Raw genomic sequence first — 14,875 nt, 5'->3', positions numbered from 1 at the left:
TCAGCCGCATGTCCCTGCTCTTTTTTCAATGCGTCACCAGACTGGGATTGAAAGGGTGACAAAGCTGCGGCTGCACTGAGTGCAAACGACTACGTGGCGCTATACCAGTCGCATCTCGCGACGATTTTCGGAGTTGTGAGAACAAGCGCGCTCGCCGTGTCCTCGGCGCTCCGTCGATCAGCGATGCCGGCCGTAAAGCTTCATTGGTGACGCACCGACCGGAATGAGCGGGGCGGTCGATGCGGCTAGGCGATGTTTGCAGGGGCGACACCGTAATAGCTAGCGACCCTGTCGGCATACGCCTGATTGAACTCGGGTGGATTGTTGGCCCAGCTAGGCCCTCCCTCAAGCAGACGCCGATCAATCGTCACGACGTAGCGATCCTCCGCGGCATCATAGGTCAGCAGCTCGAAAGGAAGTGGATAGAAGCTCCTGTTCATGCCTAGAAAGCCGCCGACGCTGAGCACCGCATAGGTGCTTCGCCCAGTCCGCTTGTCGACCATGAGGGCATGTACGCTGCCGAGCGAATCGCCGTCCCGCGAGCTGACCTTGAGACTGCCGGTTCGCGCTTGCGCCAGCAGGCTGGTCGTCTCGATCTGCTCCGTCATAGGTCCTCACTATGTTTTCGATGCGTTCCACAGAGCGATGAACGCATAGCTCCGCCCTTTCGCCGCCTGGGTCGACGATCGCTTCAATCACGGCATTGCGCCGCCAGACCTGCGAGGCGAGCACGATCGCGAACGCGAACAGCCGACCAGCAGCACCGCCGCCGCCTGAGCGCCACGATCGACCTGGTGCTCGTCGAGCTTGAAGCCGTTCTATTCGCGCAAATGAGGCGTGCGAACGGCCGATGGATAGGGATCAGGCCCGCCAAAAAGGTGTCGGGGCTCCGCCGTCGGGCAGCCTCGCGCTTACAACTTCAGCCGCGACGCGAGTAGGACACCAGCTGCTATCTGGAGCAAACCATAGGCGCGACGGCGCCCGGGATGGTTGCGAAACGGTGACGTGCTCCCCTGAAACTCCTCCATTTTGAGCTAGAGTCCTTCATTGAGGAGGACGGAGATGAAGCGCAGCAGGTTTAGCGAGGAGCAGATCATAGGGCTCCTGCGTGAGCAGGAAGCTGGATCGTCGACCGCGGACGTGTGCCGCAAACACGGCGTGAGCAGCGCGACCTTCTACAAATGGAAGGCGACCTATGGCGGCATGGACGTGTCGCAGGCGCGCAAGCTGAAGGTGCTGGAGGACGAGAACGCGCGGCTGAAGCGGCTGTTGGCCGATGCGATGCTCGACAATGCGGTGCTGAAGGAGGTTGCCTCAAAAAACTGGTGAGGCCTGCCGCTCGCCGGAGGGCTGTCGAAGATGTTCGGCAGGCCTTCGGTATCAGCGAGCGTCGGGCCTGCGCCATCCTCAGCGTGGATCGGTCGTCGATGCGCTATGCGCATCGGCGTGGTGATGATGGCGACCTGCGGTCGCGTCTTCGCGAGATCGCGCTCGAACGTCGGCGCTTCGGCTACCGGCGGCTGGGGATCATGCTGGCGCGCGAGGGTCTGGTCATGAACCACAAGAAGCTGCTGCGGCTGTATCGCGAGGAGAATCTACGGGTGCGCAGACGGCGTGGTCGCAAGCGAGCGATGGGCACGCGGGCACCGGTGACGCTACCGCAAGGCCCGAACCAGCGATGGAGCCTGGACTTTGTGAGCGACACGCTGGTGTGCAGCCGGCGTATCCGCATCCTCGCCGTCGTCGACGACTTCACGCGCGAGAGCCTCGCGCTGGCGGTTGACACGTCGCTGTCGGGCGCTCGGGTCGCACGGGAGCTGGACGCGATCATCGCGGTGCGCGGCAGGCCGCTAATGATCGTCAGCGATAACGGGACCGAACTGACGAGCCTGGCGATCCTGCGCTGGGCGCAGGACCGGCAGATCGAGTGGCATTACATCGCGCCGGGCAAGCCGCAGCAAAACGGCTACGTCGAGAGCTTTAATGGTCGCTTGCGCGACGAATGTCTGAACGAGACGCTGTTCGCGTCGTTGAGCCACGCCCGCTCGGTGTTGAGCAGCTGGCGCGACGACTACAACCATGTGCGACCGCATAGCGGGATAGGCGGGCTGACGCCCGCCGATGCTGCCAAGCGGGTTGTGCAACCCCGCCCACATGGGCACGATGATGACCCCGGACTCCAGTTATGACTGGAGGAGAAATGGGGAGCACGTCAGTAGGCGTCGGTCGGCCCTGGCATAGCGAGCCAACTTGCCGATCCAATCCGTCCATTCGTGTTGTCGGAAAAGCCATTTTAGGAAGCGCATCCTCTGGTCTAGCGACAGGCTCATATCGGGAACACTGCGAATTCGCGCAAAATAACCTCGAATTGGGCTCATTGCTCGCGTCGCGGCCCTCACCTCCACCGCGTTTATGTCACTCATTCAGCCGAGCAAGCGCTAGGCTGTCCAACTGGGCAGTGTACGCATTCATGTTGATGCCGACCGCCGGTCGGGTCTGCTAGCAAATCCATCAATAGGCAAGCGGTCTATAGTGGGGCAAACCGGCCAGCGCCCGGATGCTCAACACCTCGATCCGCACCCCCTCGATCGATATGCGCACGTACAGGTGGAGCGACAGCAGTCGCGATTAGGCCGCGATGCGATCCCGCCCTAGTTCCTTTGCATCGTACAGAGACTGGTCAGCCCGCTTGAGCGCTGTTTTGAAGTCGCGGTCGCGCGGCTCGATCTGCGACAGTCCCACGCTGATGGTCCACGGCGGCAGTTGGCCAGTTTCGTCAGGCCACTGCCGAAGCCGGATGGCGAATGCACGTGCCTCGCTCAAAGTGTTTTGCGGCAACACCGCGATGAACTCATCTCCACCCATGCGGAAGAGCTTGCCGCCTTGCTGCTCAAGCAGCACGAAAGAGCGGCGTGTCAGCGCGAGCAGCACGTCGTCGCCCGTCGCGTGCCCGTACCGGTCATTGATCGCCTTGAAGTGATCTATGTCGATCGCGACCACGACCGCTCCCGCTCGGGTCAGCGACGGCGTCTGCGCTACTAATGCGGTCCGGTTCCACGCTCCGGTCAGCGGATCGCGTAAAGCAGCTTCTTCCAGCCTACTGCGATCGCGCTCCGCCGGGATGGAAAGCAGACCTAGGTTTAGGATTCCAAGCAGCAGTTGGTCGGAAAGCATCGGGATGAGCGCGAGGTAATTTTGGCCGGGATGGAAGCCCAGGCTTAGGCTTACCGCGATCGCATAGCCGGGGAGATAGCCGAGAAGTGCGAGGCCCACTGTTCGCCGCCCTCGCGATGGCGAAAGACGGCTGCGCTCAAACAGAAGAGCGCAGCCTGCCGCCGCCATTGGTATGGCGACGCCAACAGAGTCCGTCGCGTCGCCGGAGACCTCGATCCCAAGTGCGCGCGGCAGAGCGTGAACGATTGCGGGCGCAGCAACCGCGGCCACATCCACCGCCGGAACGGCTTCTGGCCTTCGAGGCCACGGACACCTGACACGAGTAAGACATCGCTCAGACCCAAGAGCGCGAAGAGAGTGGCACCCCCAACAGGCGCATTAGGATTGAGGATCTGAAACCCGCAGATCGTGGCGGCGTAGACGAACGAGCTCGCGGCCCAATGCAACAAGTGCTTCGCCGAGGGCCGGCCACTCCAAAGGATGACGAAGACAACAGCAAACGCAGCACTCTCAAGGAGGCTGCAGAGCCGAAGCGTCGAGAGATCAATGGCTTGGAACATCGGATAATCCGGCCCGACCGCATATCCCGAAACCGTTAACGGACGGTCTCGACGATCGCACGCTTCCTGAGGCTAAGCGGGAACCGCACATGCATCATCACCGCCAGCCGGATTACCTCTGGCAACGAATTGAAGTAGCGCAACAGGCTCGAAGAGCGAGGCTTGTAGCGGCGCATGCCGCCATCTTAGCGGGCGTTCAAAGCGGGGGGCGATTAGCTCTAACAGCGCCCATTGCGGCCATCATCGATCGGAGACGCGCGAGCTCTTTCCGAAGCGAGGGCCGCGAGTTGGAAGGCCCAACGTACCCAGCCCTCCTTACCAAGCATTGCATTTGGCCTGACAGCACCATGAAAAGTTATATTGGGACGCTGTTCGGCCTTTGCCCCGAAAGAGCCGCAGTGGATCTCCCAGGGTTGCGGAAAGGCCCTTTAAATTCCGATATGCTCTATCGCGCTACTAAAATGACCAGCACGAACGGCTAGTTTTCTGCCACCCAAGAGCCGCGTATGGCCAACCCTCACTGTAGCCTCAGCTGGAAACTGTCACTCAGCACGCATGAAAAGTTGAAAGGGCGGCAACGACGTCCAGCGAGCTAAGCTGTTGCGTTAGACCAGTGGCGCTCTAGGTGCGGTGAGGCATGAAGGCTGGCCGGTAGCGGCATGCTGGGGGGCGGATCGAACACGCCGTTAGCCAAGTACCGGATCGCATTGACGACGCCAGCATGCGAGAAGGGTTTGGCGATGACACCATGCGCGCCGGAAAAGTCGGCCGGTATCTTTGAAACGTTCGCTGTGACGAACACGATCAGCGCATTAGGCCAATGTCCCAGAATGTAGCGGCATACGTCCAGACCGTTTAAAATTATGGGCCAAATGTATATCTACGAACGCAAGCTGGGGGTTCAGATCGGTTGGCAGGGCTTCGACCTCCTGGAGGCTCGCAGCCTCTGCCAAAACACGATGACCGCTGTCCTCGACCATGGCCTCCATATCCATCGCAAGAAGCATCTCGTCCTCGACGATCAGAACCTCCATGATCTTTGTCATGATCCTGCCTCCGTGCGAGGAAAGGTGATCGTCACGCAGGTGCCTGGCTTAGCGTCGCTCATTTAAATTTGCGACATCCTCGAGGCCGCGCTTGCGGAGAGGTGAAAGCACTCCTCGGCCGCGCGGATCAGGCGGCGACCGCCGCCGCGACCAGGCGTCATCACAGCTTACCGCGGTCCGACGGGCCAAATGTGAGCGCCTCCCATGTTGAGCCAGCATGTTCCCCTGTGCCGGGCGTTTCGCCCTACCCGGCCATATTGTCGGCCGTGCCGAGCGCGCGCGGGGAGGCCACCAACAGGATCACAACGTCGCAGAGGCCGCCTTGCGGAAGGTTGATCACCGAGCCAACAGAGCGCTCCGGCCTAACGCTGGAGCGTGGATGGAGCGCGGCGAAACTGGACCGCCGCGCTCCATTCGTCAATCCGCCGTCATTCTTTCACGATCGATGCTGTTAAGCACCTTTTGGTATGGCCCAAAGCGCTTGGTTCGCAGAAGACGGGGGCATGCGCATCTTATGTCGTCTCGCGATCCATAGTTGGAACACAAAGCTCACTGCACGTCGCGGAACTGTCGTTCAGCGGTGCTCAAGGTGCGGGACCAAGAAGGTTTTGCATCTAGGGAGATAGCTGCCCGGAGGATCGCAGCCGTCCTTGCAGCGAGATGCTTGCCGGGAGTGCCGAGCGAAGCTATGATGCGCGTACGTTACTGATCTGGCCGCTGCACAAGCGAGCCATCGGCGCTGTCAGTCTATTGCGAATTCGTCTCTTCACTATGCCATGGTAAGCCTGCCAAACGGCGCGATGAACGCTTGCGATGCGCGCGAGGGTGCCGATCGTATACGGTGGCGCCGATCTAGGTGTTGAGGGTGGCGACCACGTTCTGAGTCTCGGACAGGGCGAACTGCTCGACCGCGCGGCTGGCGGCGTGAAGCGCGGCCAGCTGCAGGGAGCTGGGGAAGCCCACGAAAAGCTTGGACATGATGTTCTCCGATTTAAGGTCGGGCGACGGGCCCAGCGCTGCAGGCCTGACCGGCGGCAGCGACGGGAAGGGATGCCGGCTCGGCGTTGAGCGCCGCCCATGCGGCGGCCAGCCGGGTGTGCGAGAGGAAGGCGCGGACCTGCGCCCAGCCGGTGGCGCCGCAGACCATCAGCGTGCCGACGATCGTCTCGACCATCGTGGCGATGAGACCGTCGACGGCGCCTGGTTGACGATCCCGCGCGTCACCAGCGCGGAGCCGGCGGCGACGAGGGCATGACTGACGAGAGACGCGAGCAAGGCATGCACGGCCGTGGCGGCCGGCGCGGGAAGGTCGGGCATGATCGTCCTTTCAGGCTTCGTTGGTCGAGGCGGGCACGCCGCTGGTCGTCATCAGGATCGGATGGCCGAGCAGCGGCTGATCGGACGGCCGGCGGGCGGCGATGCAGCGCGCTTTCTCGATCCGGGCGTCCACACGCGGTCGCCTGATTGCCACCCAGGACGCGGAAGGCCGCCAGTCCTCGCCTACGGGGCGACCGCCGGGGCGCTGGAACACCAACACCGCGCTGGGCGCGAGCATATCGCGCGCGATCGGCTTGCCCCACGTCGCCCAGCTCGTCGCGCGCACGCCGATCTTCATGCTCGACAGGTGGACGCCCGCCTCGCGAAAGTTCTCGGCGACGAACACGCCGCACCACGGCCCGCTGTCGGCATTGTGGAGGACGCCCAGCACCTTGATCGCGAGCGCTCGCGCCCAGCCGATGATGGTTGGGTTATTGGCGACGCCGGGCGCTTCACGCGTGCCGACGAGCGCCCGCGCGCGGACGAGCCACAGCGGATCTGTGGACATATGTTAGTTCGTCGGTAGTTAAGCGCCACTGCGCGGTCGATGTGTTGACGCGGTGATTGGCGATGGGGACAGCCGGTGCATCAGATTGTTTATTTAAGCGTCGCCGCTTTTGATCTGAAACCCGACGATTGCGCGGAAATTCTGAGCATATCGCAGCGGCGCAATTCAGAGACCGATGTAACAGGCCTTCTTGTTTTCGATGGCAGTCGCTTCATACAAGCTCTTGAGGGGCCTGAGAGTTCCGTCATAGCAACCTTTGACCGGATTAAACGGGATGTCCGTCATCGATACTTGGCGGTGATGCGTACCTGCCCAATCGAACGGCGCGAGTTCGGCGACTGGTCAATGCAGGGGCGATTCGTCACGAGCACCGCGAGTGCATTTGAGCTATCTCAGGAGATCGCTTCGTTGGTGGCAGGCGTCCGAAGCGTCGAAGTCCGTGCCTCGTTCGTCGGATTTGCCGGTTTGGCGAAGATGGCGTTTGATCGCTCTGCTCTGCGGTGACCCCGCGCCAGCGCGCTGGGCGACACCCTCCCATCCGATCATGTTGCAATCCTTTGTATTGCCGTGCAGGCCGAGAGCGTTATGATGCGCCGTTCCCGAGCGCTCCCCCCTGGGCGGCGGGACGCGCCCCGCCGCCTACCCCCCAACGAGGCCGGCGGGGCGCGACGTTCATTCCTGCTGGTCAAGCTTCCGCAGCAGATCGATCCGATCGTCTGGCGGGCGCGATCGAGCCGGACGCCGGTACTGGGAGCGTAGCGCTGAGACGATCGGGCTCTCATCCCGGATCACGTCGATGCGGGCATTGTCAGGTGCGCCGCTGCCGGCCGGCACCTTGACCACGTCGCCCGCGAGGGAAGTGCGCGTGAACTGATCAGGCTGAGCTCAACTGCGTTCGTAAACCGCGAGCGCAGCAGCTTGATCAGGCGGTCAGATCAGACTGCCGCGAGCGCCGAACAGAACGCGCGCACGTCGCCGTACAGGTCGAACTTGCCGGAGATGATGACCGCGAACAGGCCGACCAATCCGAGCAGCAGAGCGTCGCCCAGCATCGCGCGCCAGCTGAGCCGCCGTCCTTCGCCCAGCGCGAGGCCATAACGGGCCGCCGTAGCGATCATGAGACCCGCGCCGATCGCACCATAGCGGCCTGCGGCATTGGCCTGCCAGGTCAACGGAACACCCATGCGGCGGCGACCAAGGCCATGACGATCGCGATATTGACCGCCATGCCGCGATGTACGCCGGCAAGGCCGATCTCACGTTTGAGCGCGCGTATGCCGAGCAGCAGGATGAGGGCGGCGCACATCGTCGCGATTGCCATGATTTCGATGCCATCGCCGATGAGCGGCTGCCACGGCGTGCCGAGCAAGCCCGGCAGGAATGCCGGACCGAACAGCCAGATCCCGAACGCCGTCACCGCGGTCGTGAGGCTGCGGTGGCGATCCAGGGCGCCGTTCTACCGGCCCTGCGGCCCCAGCTCAGCACGACCATGCTGGCGAGCAGGAACAGTGCGAGCCGAAGGCCGATGCGGGCTGCGTCCATCCAGGCAGGCGCGCCCAAGCTCCCGGCTGCCTGCCGGGCGATGGTTCGATCATCATCGTGAGGTCGCCAGCTGGCTTGAAGTGCCGCGAGTGCATAGGTAAAGAGCGCCGCCGGCGCCACTCCCTGGCAATAAGGAGCGGGGGGTGGAGCGCGCTAACGGGCGCCACTGTCGGCGCGCTTCACCTTCGCATATCGTCGGCCCGTCAACCGGGGGGAATGATATGCGGCTTCTTTGCTATTTCGGCCTGCACCGGTGGGCGACGCGGCTTACGGCACGCCCGAAAACATTTGTTCAACGATGCGAGCGGTGTTCACGAAAAAGGGTAAGGCGCGTCAACCGCGCGCTTTGAGGTTACGATCTAGATCAGCGATTGGGGCGGGGTTTGCCGTATATCGAAGCTTCCGGCCGATTCGCTGGGGCAGACGGTGGAGCGCGGCGATACTGGACAGCCGCGCTCCATTTTGTCACGCGGTCAACTTTTGGGTAACCGGGGCAGCTTACAGCTTGATGCGACCAGTCTCCGCGACGGTCGCGCAAATGAGCACGTCGCTGGCTCCGCCCCACCCCCGGCGACGTGCTTCATTTCGTCGGTCGCAGTCAGATCAGCTCACCGTGATCGTGCAGGACAGGTCTACCGTGCCGCCGGAAATGCCATGCACGCAGTGCACGGTGAAGGTGTAGGTGCCTTCGGTAGTCGGCGTCCCGTCAGCATTGCCTGCGTCGCGTTCAATGTCAGGCGGCGGGGTAATATTGCCCGCGGCAATGCTATGAACCTTGGCGGGGAGCGCGGTCGGCGCACCCGGCAGGGAGGCGGCGAACCCACCGCCCGTCGACATGAGCGAGAACAGGAGTGTGAGCCGAAGGTGGCAGTGGCGCCCTGTCCTCCGGCGAGCGTGAGCGAAAGCGGCTAATAGGCGGCCTTGGTGCCCGCCGGATTGTACGTCGCGGTATACCGACTGGCCATAGCTTTCTCTATAGACACTAGCCTTAATGCTGTGTCGGGTGGTTAAGAATGATCAATTATCATAGGCTGCATTTGCCCAGAAGCTATGGCGATGATAATGTTTATTGAATGTTCACCTTCGGAGCATAATTACGCAGAATCCGCAAAATAGCGGAACTGGGTGGGGGTGCGACTTGACCACGTCGACGGTCTGGATATTAGCCGATCTTGCGACGGCGGGTACTCTGCGCTTCGCGCTGGCCGGGCGCGGAGCGCTGACGCTGGAGCAACAATGCTCGTTTTCCACAGAGCTATTCACGACCTTCTCCGACGCGCTGCTCAGTTACGCACGGCAGACTGGCGTAGATTTGCGGAACGCGGGTTGCGTGCTCTCCGTGCCGGGGCCCACCACAGGCAGTGCGATCCGAGTTGCCCGATCAAGCTGGACTCTGTCGCGTGCCGGATTGGGAGGAATGCTTGGAAAGCCCATCATCATTCTTAACGACATGGTCGCGACGGCTTGGTCGCTTCCAACTGGGCCGGCCACGAACATCTTTCCATTGGGGCGTGCCAGCGCGCCGGATTTCGCCCTTCCAGGTCGGTGGACCGCGCTCCTGTTGGACGATGGAGTGGGCGCCGCGACGTTGACGGTTGCCGCCGATGGGCACATCAAGGTTGCAGATACCGAGCTCGGTCACACAGGCTTCTCGCCGGCGAGCGCCGACGAGTTCGCCTTGATGCAGTCTCTGCGTGGCTATCATCGCGCCGTATCCTGGGAACAGATTTTATCGCGAACCTATACGACCGAGGTCTCAGGCGCCGGTGCGTTACGTTGGGCGACGCTTGCCGGCGCTTTTGCCGGCGACGCACTGCTCGCGACGGCAGCATGGAGTGGCATCATTCTTTGTGGGAGCCGCGCCGGTACATTCCGCAACACGGCGGCTTACACCGCATTTGCGGCGCGGGCGGCGGACCGCTCCGTACATGGGCGCTTTATCGAGCAAGCCCAGCTGAGCATTCTCGTCGAGCGTCAGCCACTCAAAGGATGCCTCGCGTATCTGCGATCGATCGAGAATGGGGCGACCAAAGACCAATCGAGCGAACGGCTCTTAAACTCCGCGCCTATGGAAAAAGAATTGCCCAAGCCCGATCGGCATTTTGGCAGTGCGTCGGTGCTAGCGGCCCGGGGCTGGCCGGCGGATAGCGCACCGACCGCGCGTTGGCCTGCTGCCACATGAGAGACCGTCGCTTACTGCAATCGTTAGAGCACGTTGTTACCTGCTTGTAGCCACCCGCTCGTTCTCTTCCAACGGTCGGACGATAATCCGTCCGCGCGGCGCGCGCCTTTCGCGCTCAACGATGGCGCGACGTTCTTCAGCCCCTGTTCCTCGGTCAGGGGAGCGCCCAGCAATTGAGATGCTCGCCAGCCTCCATAACGATCGGCATAGCCTCGCGCGGACCACCCATGGGCGTACAATTGGCGGCTCACCGACCGTCCGGCGCGTTCCTGCCCAGATTGCTGATCCATGGGAAACGTAAGCCGGCTCGCGACACGGTGCGATCGGGCTGCTCGAAGCACGCTTCAAATAAGAACGCAGCCGGCGCGCGACGCGCCGGCTCGAGTCTCGACTATTTCTTGGGCTTGGTATTGTCGTGCGCCAATCCGGCGCGGACTTCGTTCATAGCCGCCTCGACCAGCCCGACCGCCTTCTCGCGGTGGCCTTCGGTGTCGGACGTATCCGTTTGCAGCTGATGACGAGCATCCTGAAGCTCGTTCAAAGCCTGCCTGAGTGCGACCTGATTTTTGGGCGTTTGCGCGAGCGAGGCACCCGCTAACAAAGAGGCTGCGGCGAGTGCAAAGCTGGTCATAGCTAAGGTACGCATGGTCGTTCTCCATCCGCTCTGGGTGAGCGGACGGCTCAGTACGCTTCGCCTTGCCGGTGGAATAGGGCCGCGCTGGCACCATGCCTCTGCATTCGGTGCGTTCGTCGCATCCGTGCCAGCCGCGAATACGAAGCAGGCACGCACGGAACGCCGCTGTGTTGGCGAGACCGATGCTGCACAAGCGAGCATTCACTTCCGATCGTATCGGCGAACCTGACCCAGTCGCAGACACGGAAACGACCCTGGCGGCTGTTCGACTCCGGCCGCTCTTTCATCGTTCGTTGCTGATGCGATTCGCTACCGTTCGAACGCCGATTAACCAGAGCCGATGCGACTTGACTGTGCCGGTCCTACGATCTCGGAGATTTCCGGCTCCGGATCTAAACCGTGACGGAATATGATGGTTCAGTCGCCATTTGCCGACCACGCCTACCTCCGGTCTCGATATCGCCAGGATCAGGCCTGATGTAAGTTCTTGTGCTCTCCAGCTCCAGGAGCTTCTGCAGGCCCTCAGACAGATGTCGTTCGAGTACAAGTGCTTGAGGGAGGAGCTATCAAAGCACGAGCCTATATTCGTAGATTTACGTCCGACTGAAAGCGGCGGAAGGGCCATAACTCCCCTACCCTTATTGGATGAGGCGGCGACCGCCCGAGCGACGGCCGCCTCGGCGCCGGGCACACGACATGTTAGACCGGAAGCACCCGCCCCGCGCGACGTTGGCGCGCCAGAGGCCGCCGCCGGTCAATAACGACAGGGCCGCCTCTGCACGGCCAACCACCGCGAGGCCGAGATCGGGTAGCTAGCGACCGACATGTGGTTAGCCCAACAGCCTCTTAACGCTCCCAAACACGTTTTTTCAACAATTTAAGCTTAGTGGGTCGAGCATCAGGAGGCCGATCGATGTTGCAGTTGACGTATATCAGCACTGCGGCGCGCGATATTTGCGACGCATCTATCGACAATATCCTTCGTGTTTCTCGCTCGAAAAACTCTGCCGCGGGGGTCACGGGGATGCTTTTGTATGATGGGCGGCGTTTCCTCCAGGCGCTGGAAGGCGAGCACGCTACGGTAATGCAGACTTTCCAGCGGATCCAAATCGACCGCAGGCACAAAGCAGTTGTTATGCTGTCCAGTAATGAGGTTGCGATCCGTTCGTTCGGATCATGGGCGATGGCAGCCGAGAGGCTTGCTTCTCAGAACTCGCAAGACATTGGTGCGATGGTCGAGGCCATGACGGAGCAGGTTTCCGATGCAAACATTCGCGCCACGTTCCGAAGCTTCTCTCGGTTGCGTACGCCGAGTTAATCGACATCAAGTTGCTTCGTTGTTTAGAAAAATGCGTCAGGCCAGATGGCCGAGGCAGCCGCGCGGTCGCTTTGGCCGGATTGAGCAATGGGTCCCAATCCTGGGTGGCTGGGTGATGGCCAGGGGCACTGACGTAAATCCCCTCACGGTGCGGGGGACGCAACCATATTCGCACCCTCATAATGATACTTTCGTCGGCCATTGCGTCCCGCGCCGCCTCGCTTCAGTGTGCTGAACCGAGTGCCGACGCAGAGTCAAAGGCGCGCGATGCTCAACTCGCCGCTGACGCTGTGCGGATCGTATGTGTGGACCCTTATCCTCTCACACACGGATGCAACTCGCGCATGATGTAAGCAGCTTCAGCGATCGCATCCCGATCTGCCGTGACCCAACCGGATCGACCGATCAGTTTGATCTCGGGCTAACCAGATCGGTGGGATCTGCCACTCAGCCAGGGCGGCTAAGCGGCGAAGCTTATAGGTCTGGCGATCGACGAGGTGGCGTTCGAGATTGAAGTTGTTGTGGACGTTTGCATGGACCGAGGCGAACTTCTGGAGGCTCGCCATTCGTCGGAACCGCAGCATCGCCCGCTCTCGTCGTCGGAACGGCAGATGGCTGTTCTCCACTCGGTTGTTGGCCCAGCGGCCGACCTCCTGCTTGTCCTCGTTGCCGAGCTCGGTCATCGCGACGCGATAGGAGCGCAGCCCGTCGGTTATGACGGCCTCCGGCGAGCCATGACGCTTCAGCGCCCTCTTCATGAAGCGAAGCGCTGCGCCCTTGTCGCGCCCTTTGGTGACGTAGCTTTCGAGGATCTCGCCCTCGTGATCGACGGAGGTAGACCATCTCACCGTTGAGCTTCACGTACATCTCGTCGAGGTGCCAGCGCCAATGGCGGAAGCCCCGCATGCGAGAAACCCGCTGCCGACGGATATTGCCCGCAAACATCGGACCGAAGCGTTTCCACCAATGTCGCACCGTCTCATGGCAGATGTCGGTCCCGCGCTCGAATAGCAGGTCCTCCACGTTCCGCAGCGACAGCGGGAACCGCACATACATCATCACCACGAGGCGGATCACCTCGGGTGACGAGTTGAAGAAGCGGAATGGGCTCTGTGCTTGCAAGGACGAGGCATCTAGCCCCCCCACCCAGCCCTCCTTACCGAGCGGTGCATTTGGTCTGACAGCGCACCCGGCCGCCTTCCCGGATGCAGCCTTAGCTGCCATCGATAGTTGGTTTTCAGCTTCCCGAAAGCCGTAGCTATCGGGTCGGCCGCATCTCTCAGCTTACTAAGCAGGACTAACAATTATGGGACGCAAGCACTTCACGTTCATGGCCGTAGCTGCACTCATGGCCAGTCCAGCACTTTCGGCCGGATGCCTCAAAGGCGCAGCTGTCGGTGGCGTCGGCGGGCATTTCGTCGGTAAGGGGCACGCTGTGGCCGGCGCAGCCGTAGGATGCGCCGTGGGCCATCACCGCGAAGGTCGCCGCCAAGAAGCAGCTGCGCAGCAGCCGGCGCCCGCGCCGCAGCACGCGCACTAACATTGGTCAGTCCTCGTATTGGCGCAGCAGCTACCGTGCGACCGGGCACTGACCGCATCGCGTCGTGCTACACACGCCACTACAACGACTGAACCTTTTATCTATGCAGACGGACGTGATGCACGACGGCGGCAATGAGCTCGCGCCGACGGACGTGGTCATCGTTGGCGGCGGCCCTGCCGGACTGACCGCAGCCATCTACCTCGCTCGCTTTCACCTCGACGTCGTCGTGATTGATCGCGGCGGTGGTCGCGCGACCCTCATTCCGAAAACCCGAAACCATGCCGGCTTTCCTGACGGGATAGCAGGCTCCGAGCTTGTGGACCGCATGAGGGATCAGGCCCTCCGCTATTGCGCGCGGATCGTCGAGGGAGAAGTTACGGAGATCGTCAGAAGTGAAGACGATTTCATCGTCCGCACAGATCGTTCGGGCTTCAAAGCTCGAGCCGTTCTCCTTGCAACCGGGGTGTCGAACAACCGGCCCGACATGGATGCGACCGTGCACGACGCAGCGCTAAGCCAAGGCCTGCTGCGCTACTGTCCGGTGTGCGACGGATACGAAGTGACCGACCAGCATGTCGCGGTGATAGGTACCGGCGAGCATGGATCACGGGAGGCCATCTTCCTGCGCAGCTTCACGTCCGCAGTCAGTCTGATCGCGCCCGGCGGAAGACATGATCTCGAGGAGCAGGAGCGGCGCAAGCTCGTCGACGCCGGTGTAACACCGATCGATGGACCTCACGGCGAGATCAGCATCGACGGGACCGAGATCGTCATTCCCGTCCGGGAGAAGGTCTTACGCTTTGCGACCGTCTACCCGGCACTCGGATCCCGCATACACTCAGGCCTGGCGAAGCCCCTTGGCGTGGACATGAGCGAGGACGGCTGCATCGTGGTCGATCGGCATCAAAGGACCGACGTACCCGGGCTGTATGCTGCCGGAGACGTCGTCTATGGGCTTGATCAGATCAGTCATGCCATGGGTGAAGGCGGCGTTGCTGCCACCGCGATCCGCAATGACCTTGCCGAGCGGCGGCCGCTTCTGCGTTAGGAA

15 protein-coding genes and 1 pseudogene are annotated in these 14,875 nt (G+C 61.9%); 5 read left to right on the top strand and 11 right to left on the bottom strand.

Features of this window, described 5'->3' with window-relative positions:
• Positions 1-245 precede the first annotated feature (245 nt).
• Positions 246-608, bottom strand: coding sequence for a PRC-barrel domain-containing protein (locus K8P63_RS06145; protein WP_223798939.1), 363 nt, complete (start codon positions 606-608; stop codon positions 246-248).
• Positions 609-1,062: 454 nt separating this feature from the next.
• On the opposite strand from K8P63_RS06145, the gene K8P63_RS06140 reads away from it, so the two are divergent.
• A protein-coding gene (locus K8P63_RS06140; RefSeq protein ID WP_223796261.1) for an IS3 family transposase occupies positions 1,063-2,189 on the top strand; the annotation gives its coding sequence in 2 pieces (ribosomal slippage) (positions 1,063-1,315 and positions 1,315-2,189; 1,128 coding nt in all).
• 439 nt (positions 2,190-2,628) lie between these two features.
• Here the strand turns inward: K8P63_RS06140 and K8P63_RS06135 are convergent.
• The 5 genes from K8P63_RS06135 to K8P63_RS06120 form a co-directional block, all read right to left on the bottom strand.
• Entirely contained in the window at positions 2,629-3,273 is a 645-nt protein-coding gene (locus K8P63_RS06135; RefSeq protein ID WP_223798938.1) for a GGDEF domain-containing protein, read from the bottom strand.
• 1,273 nt (positions 3,274-4,546) lie between these two features.
• Positions 4,547-4,780 carry a hypothetical protein gene (locus K8P63_RS06130; RefSeq protein ID WP_223798937.1) on the bottom strand — a complete coding sequence of 78 codons (234 nt, stop codon included), beginning with the start codon at positions 4,778-4,780 and terminating at the stop codon, positions 4,547-4,549.
• Between the two features lie 852 nt (positions 4,781-5,632).
• On the bottom strand, positions 5,633-5,758 hold the full coding sequence (locus tag K8P63_RS20760) for a hypothetical protein (protein WP_263282695.1): 126 nt from the start codon (positions 5,756-5,758) through the stop codon (positions 5,633-5,635).
• 13 nt (positions 5,759-5,771) lie between these two features.
• Positions 5,772-5,954, bottom strand: a complete 183-nt coding sequence (locus K8P63_RS06125; protein ID WP_223798936.1) for a hypothetical protein — start codon at positions 5,952-5,954, stop codon at positions 5,772-5,774.
• Positions 5,955-6,107: 153 nt separating this feature from the next.
• Positions 6,108-6,605, bottom strand: coding sequence for a C40 family peptidase (locus K8P63_RS06120; protein WP_223798935.1), 498 nt, complete (start codon positions 6,603-6,605; stop codon positions 6,108-6,110).
• Between the two features lie 75 nt (positions 6,606-6,680).
• Here K8P63_RS06120 and K8P63_RS06115 point away from each other — a divergent pair, with 75 nt between their 5' ends.
• Positions 6,681-7,109, top strand: a complete 429-nt coding sequence (locus tag K8P63_RS06115; RefSeq protein WP_223798934.1) for a BLUF domain-containing protein — start codon at positions 6,681-6,683, stop codon at positions 7,107-7,109.
• Positions 7,110-7,540: 431 nt separating this feature from the next.
• Here K8P63_RS06115 and K8P63_RS06110 read toward each other — a convergent pair whose 3' ends face one another.
• From K8P63_RS06110 to K8P63_RS06100, 3 genes are all read right to left on the bottom strand, one after another.
• Positions 7,541-7,777 (bottom strand): hypothetical protein, encoded by a 237-nt coding sequence (locus K8P63_RS06110; RefSeq protein WP_223798933.1) that lies wholly within the window; start codon positions 7,775-7,777, stop codon positions 7,541-7,543.
• Positions 7,774-7,974 (bottom strand): hypothetical protein, encoded by a 201-nt coding sequence (locus K8P63_RS06105; RefSeq protein WP_223798932.1) that lies wholly within the window; start codon positions 7,972-7,974, stop codon positions 7,774-7,776. The genes K8P63_RS06110 and K8P63_RS06105 overlap by 4 nt, the downstream gene beginning before the upstream one ends.
• 776 nt (positions 7,975-8,750) lie before the next feature.
• On the bottom strand, positions 8,751-8,984 hold the full coding sequence (locus K8P63_RS06100; RefSeq protein ID WP_223798931.1) for a hypothetical protein: 234 nt from the start codon (positions 8,982-8,984) through the stop codon (positions 8,751-8,753).
• 301 nt (positions 8,985-9,285) lie between these two features.
• On the opposite strand from K8P63_RS06100, the gene K8P63_RS06095 reads away from it, so the two are divergent.
• Positions 9,286-10,329 carry a glucokinase gene (locus tag K8P63_RS06095; protein ID WP_223798930.1) on the top strand — a complete coding sequence of 348 codons (1,044 nt, stop codon included), beginning with the start codon at positions 9,286-9,288 and terminating at the stop codon, positions 10,327-10,329.
• Positions 10,330-10,720: 391 nt separating this feature from the next.
• On the opposite strand, the gene K8P63_RS06090 is transcribed toward K8P63_RS06095, so the two are convergent.
• Complete coding sequence (locus K8P63_RS06090; RefSeq protein ID WP_223798929.1) at positions 10,721-10,975, bottom strand: hypothetical protein; 255 nt, start codon at positions 10,973-10,975, stop codon at positions 10,721-10,723.
• 901 nt (positions 10,976-11,876) lie between these two features.
• Here K8P63_RS06090 and K8P63_RS06085 point away from each other — a divergent pair.
• The gene (locus K8P63_RS06085; RefSeq protein ID WP_223798928.1) at positions 11,877-12,281 is read left to right on the top strand and encodes a BLUF domain-containing protein; all 405 of its coding nucleotides are present in this window, start codon (positions 11,877-11,879) and stop codon (positions 12,279-12,281) included.
• Positions 12,282-12,721: 440 nt separating this feature from the next.
• Here K8P63_RS06085 and K8P63_RS06080 read toward each other — a convergent pair.
• Positions 12,722-13,340 (bottom strand): annotated as a pseudogene (locus K8P63_RS06080) (IS6 family transposase); the annotation flags it as partial.
• Positions 13,341-13,924: 584 nt separating this feature from the next.
• Between K8P63_RS06080 and K8P63_RS06075 the strand changes: the two are divergent.
• A complete protein-coding gene (locus tag K8P63_RS06075) occupies positions 13,925-14,872 on the top strand; it encodes an NAD(P)/FAD-dependent oxidoreductase (protein WP_223798927.1) in 948 nt (315 codons plus the stop codon).
• The last annotated feature ends 3 nt before the right edge of the window (positions 14,873-14,875 follow it).

The organism is Sphingomonas nostoxanthinifaciens, from assembly GCF_019930585.1.
Lineage (GTDB): Bacteria > Pseudomonadota > Alphaproteobacteria > Sphingomonadales > Sphingomonadaceae > Sphingomonas_I > Sphingomonas_I nostoxanthinifaciens.
The sequence above is the reverse complement of the archived record's forward strand: the minus strand, read 5'-3'. Positions and strand labels throughout refer to the sequence as shown.

Bases quoted from the DNA above. Each gene is read 5' to 3' on its own strand.
- K8P63_RS06125 (WP_223798936.1), bottom strand. From the start codon at position 5,954: ATGGTCGAGACGATCGTCGGCACGCTGATGGTCTGCGGCGCCACCGGC.
- K8P63_RS06075 (WP_223798927.1), top strand. From the start codon at position 13,925: ATGCAGACGGACGTGATGCACGACGGCGGCAATGAGCTCGCGCCGACG.
- K8P63_RS06120 (WP_223798935.1), bottom strand. From the start codon at position 6,605: ATGTCCACAGATCCGCTGTGGCTCGTCCGCGCGCGGGCGCTCGTCGGC.
- K8P63_RS06085 (WP_223798928.1), top strand. From the start codon at position 11,877: ATGTTGCAGTTGACGTATATCAGCACTGCGGCGCGCGATATTTGCGAC.
- K8P63_RS06100 (WP_223798931.1), bottom strand. From the start codon at position 8,984: ATGTCGACGGGCGGTGGGTTCGCCGCCTCCCTGCCGGGTGCGCCGACC.
- K8P63_RS06130 (WP_223798937.1), bottom strand. From the start codon at position 4,780: ATGACAAAGATCATGGAGGTTCTGATCGTCGAGGACGAGATGCTTCTT.
- K8P63_RS06145 (WP_223798939.1), bottom strand. From the start codon at position 608: ATGACGGAGCAGATCGAGACGACCAGCCTGCTGGCGCAAGCGCGAACC.
- K8P63_RS20760 (WP_263282695.1), bottom strand. From the start codon at position 5,758: ATGTCCAAGCTTTTCGTGGGCTTCCCCAGCTCCCTGCAGCTGGCCGCG.
- K8P63_RS06090 (WP_223798929.1), bottom strand. From the start codon at position 10,975: ATGCGTACCTTAGCTATGACCAGCTTTGCACTCGCCGCAGCCTCTTTG.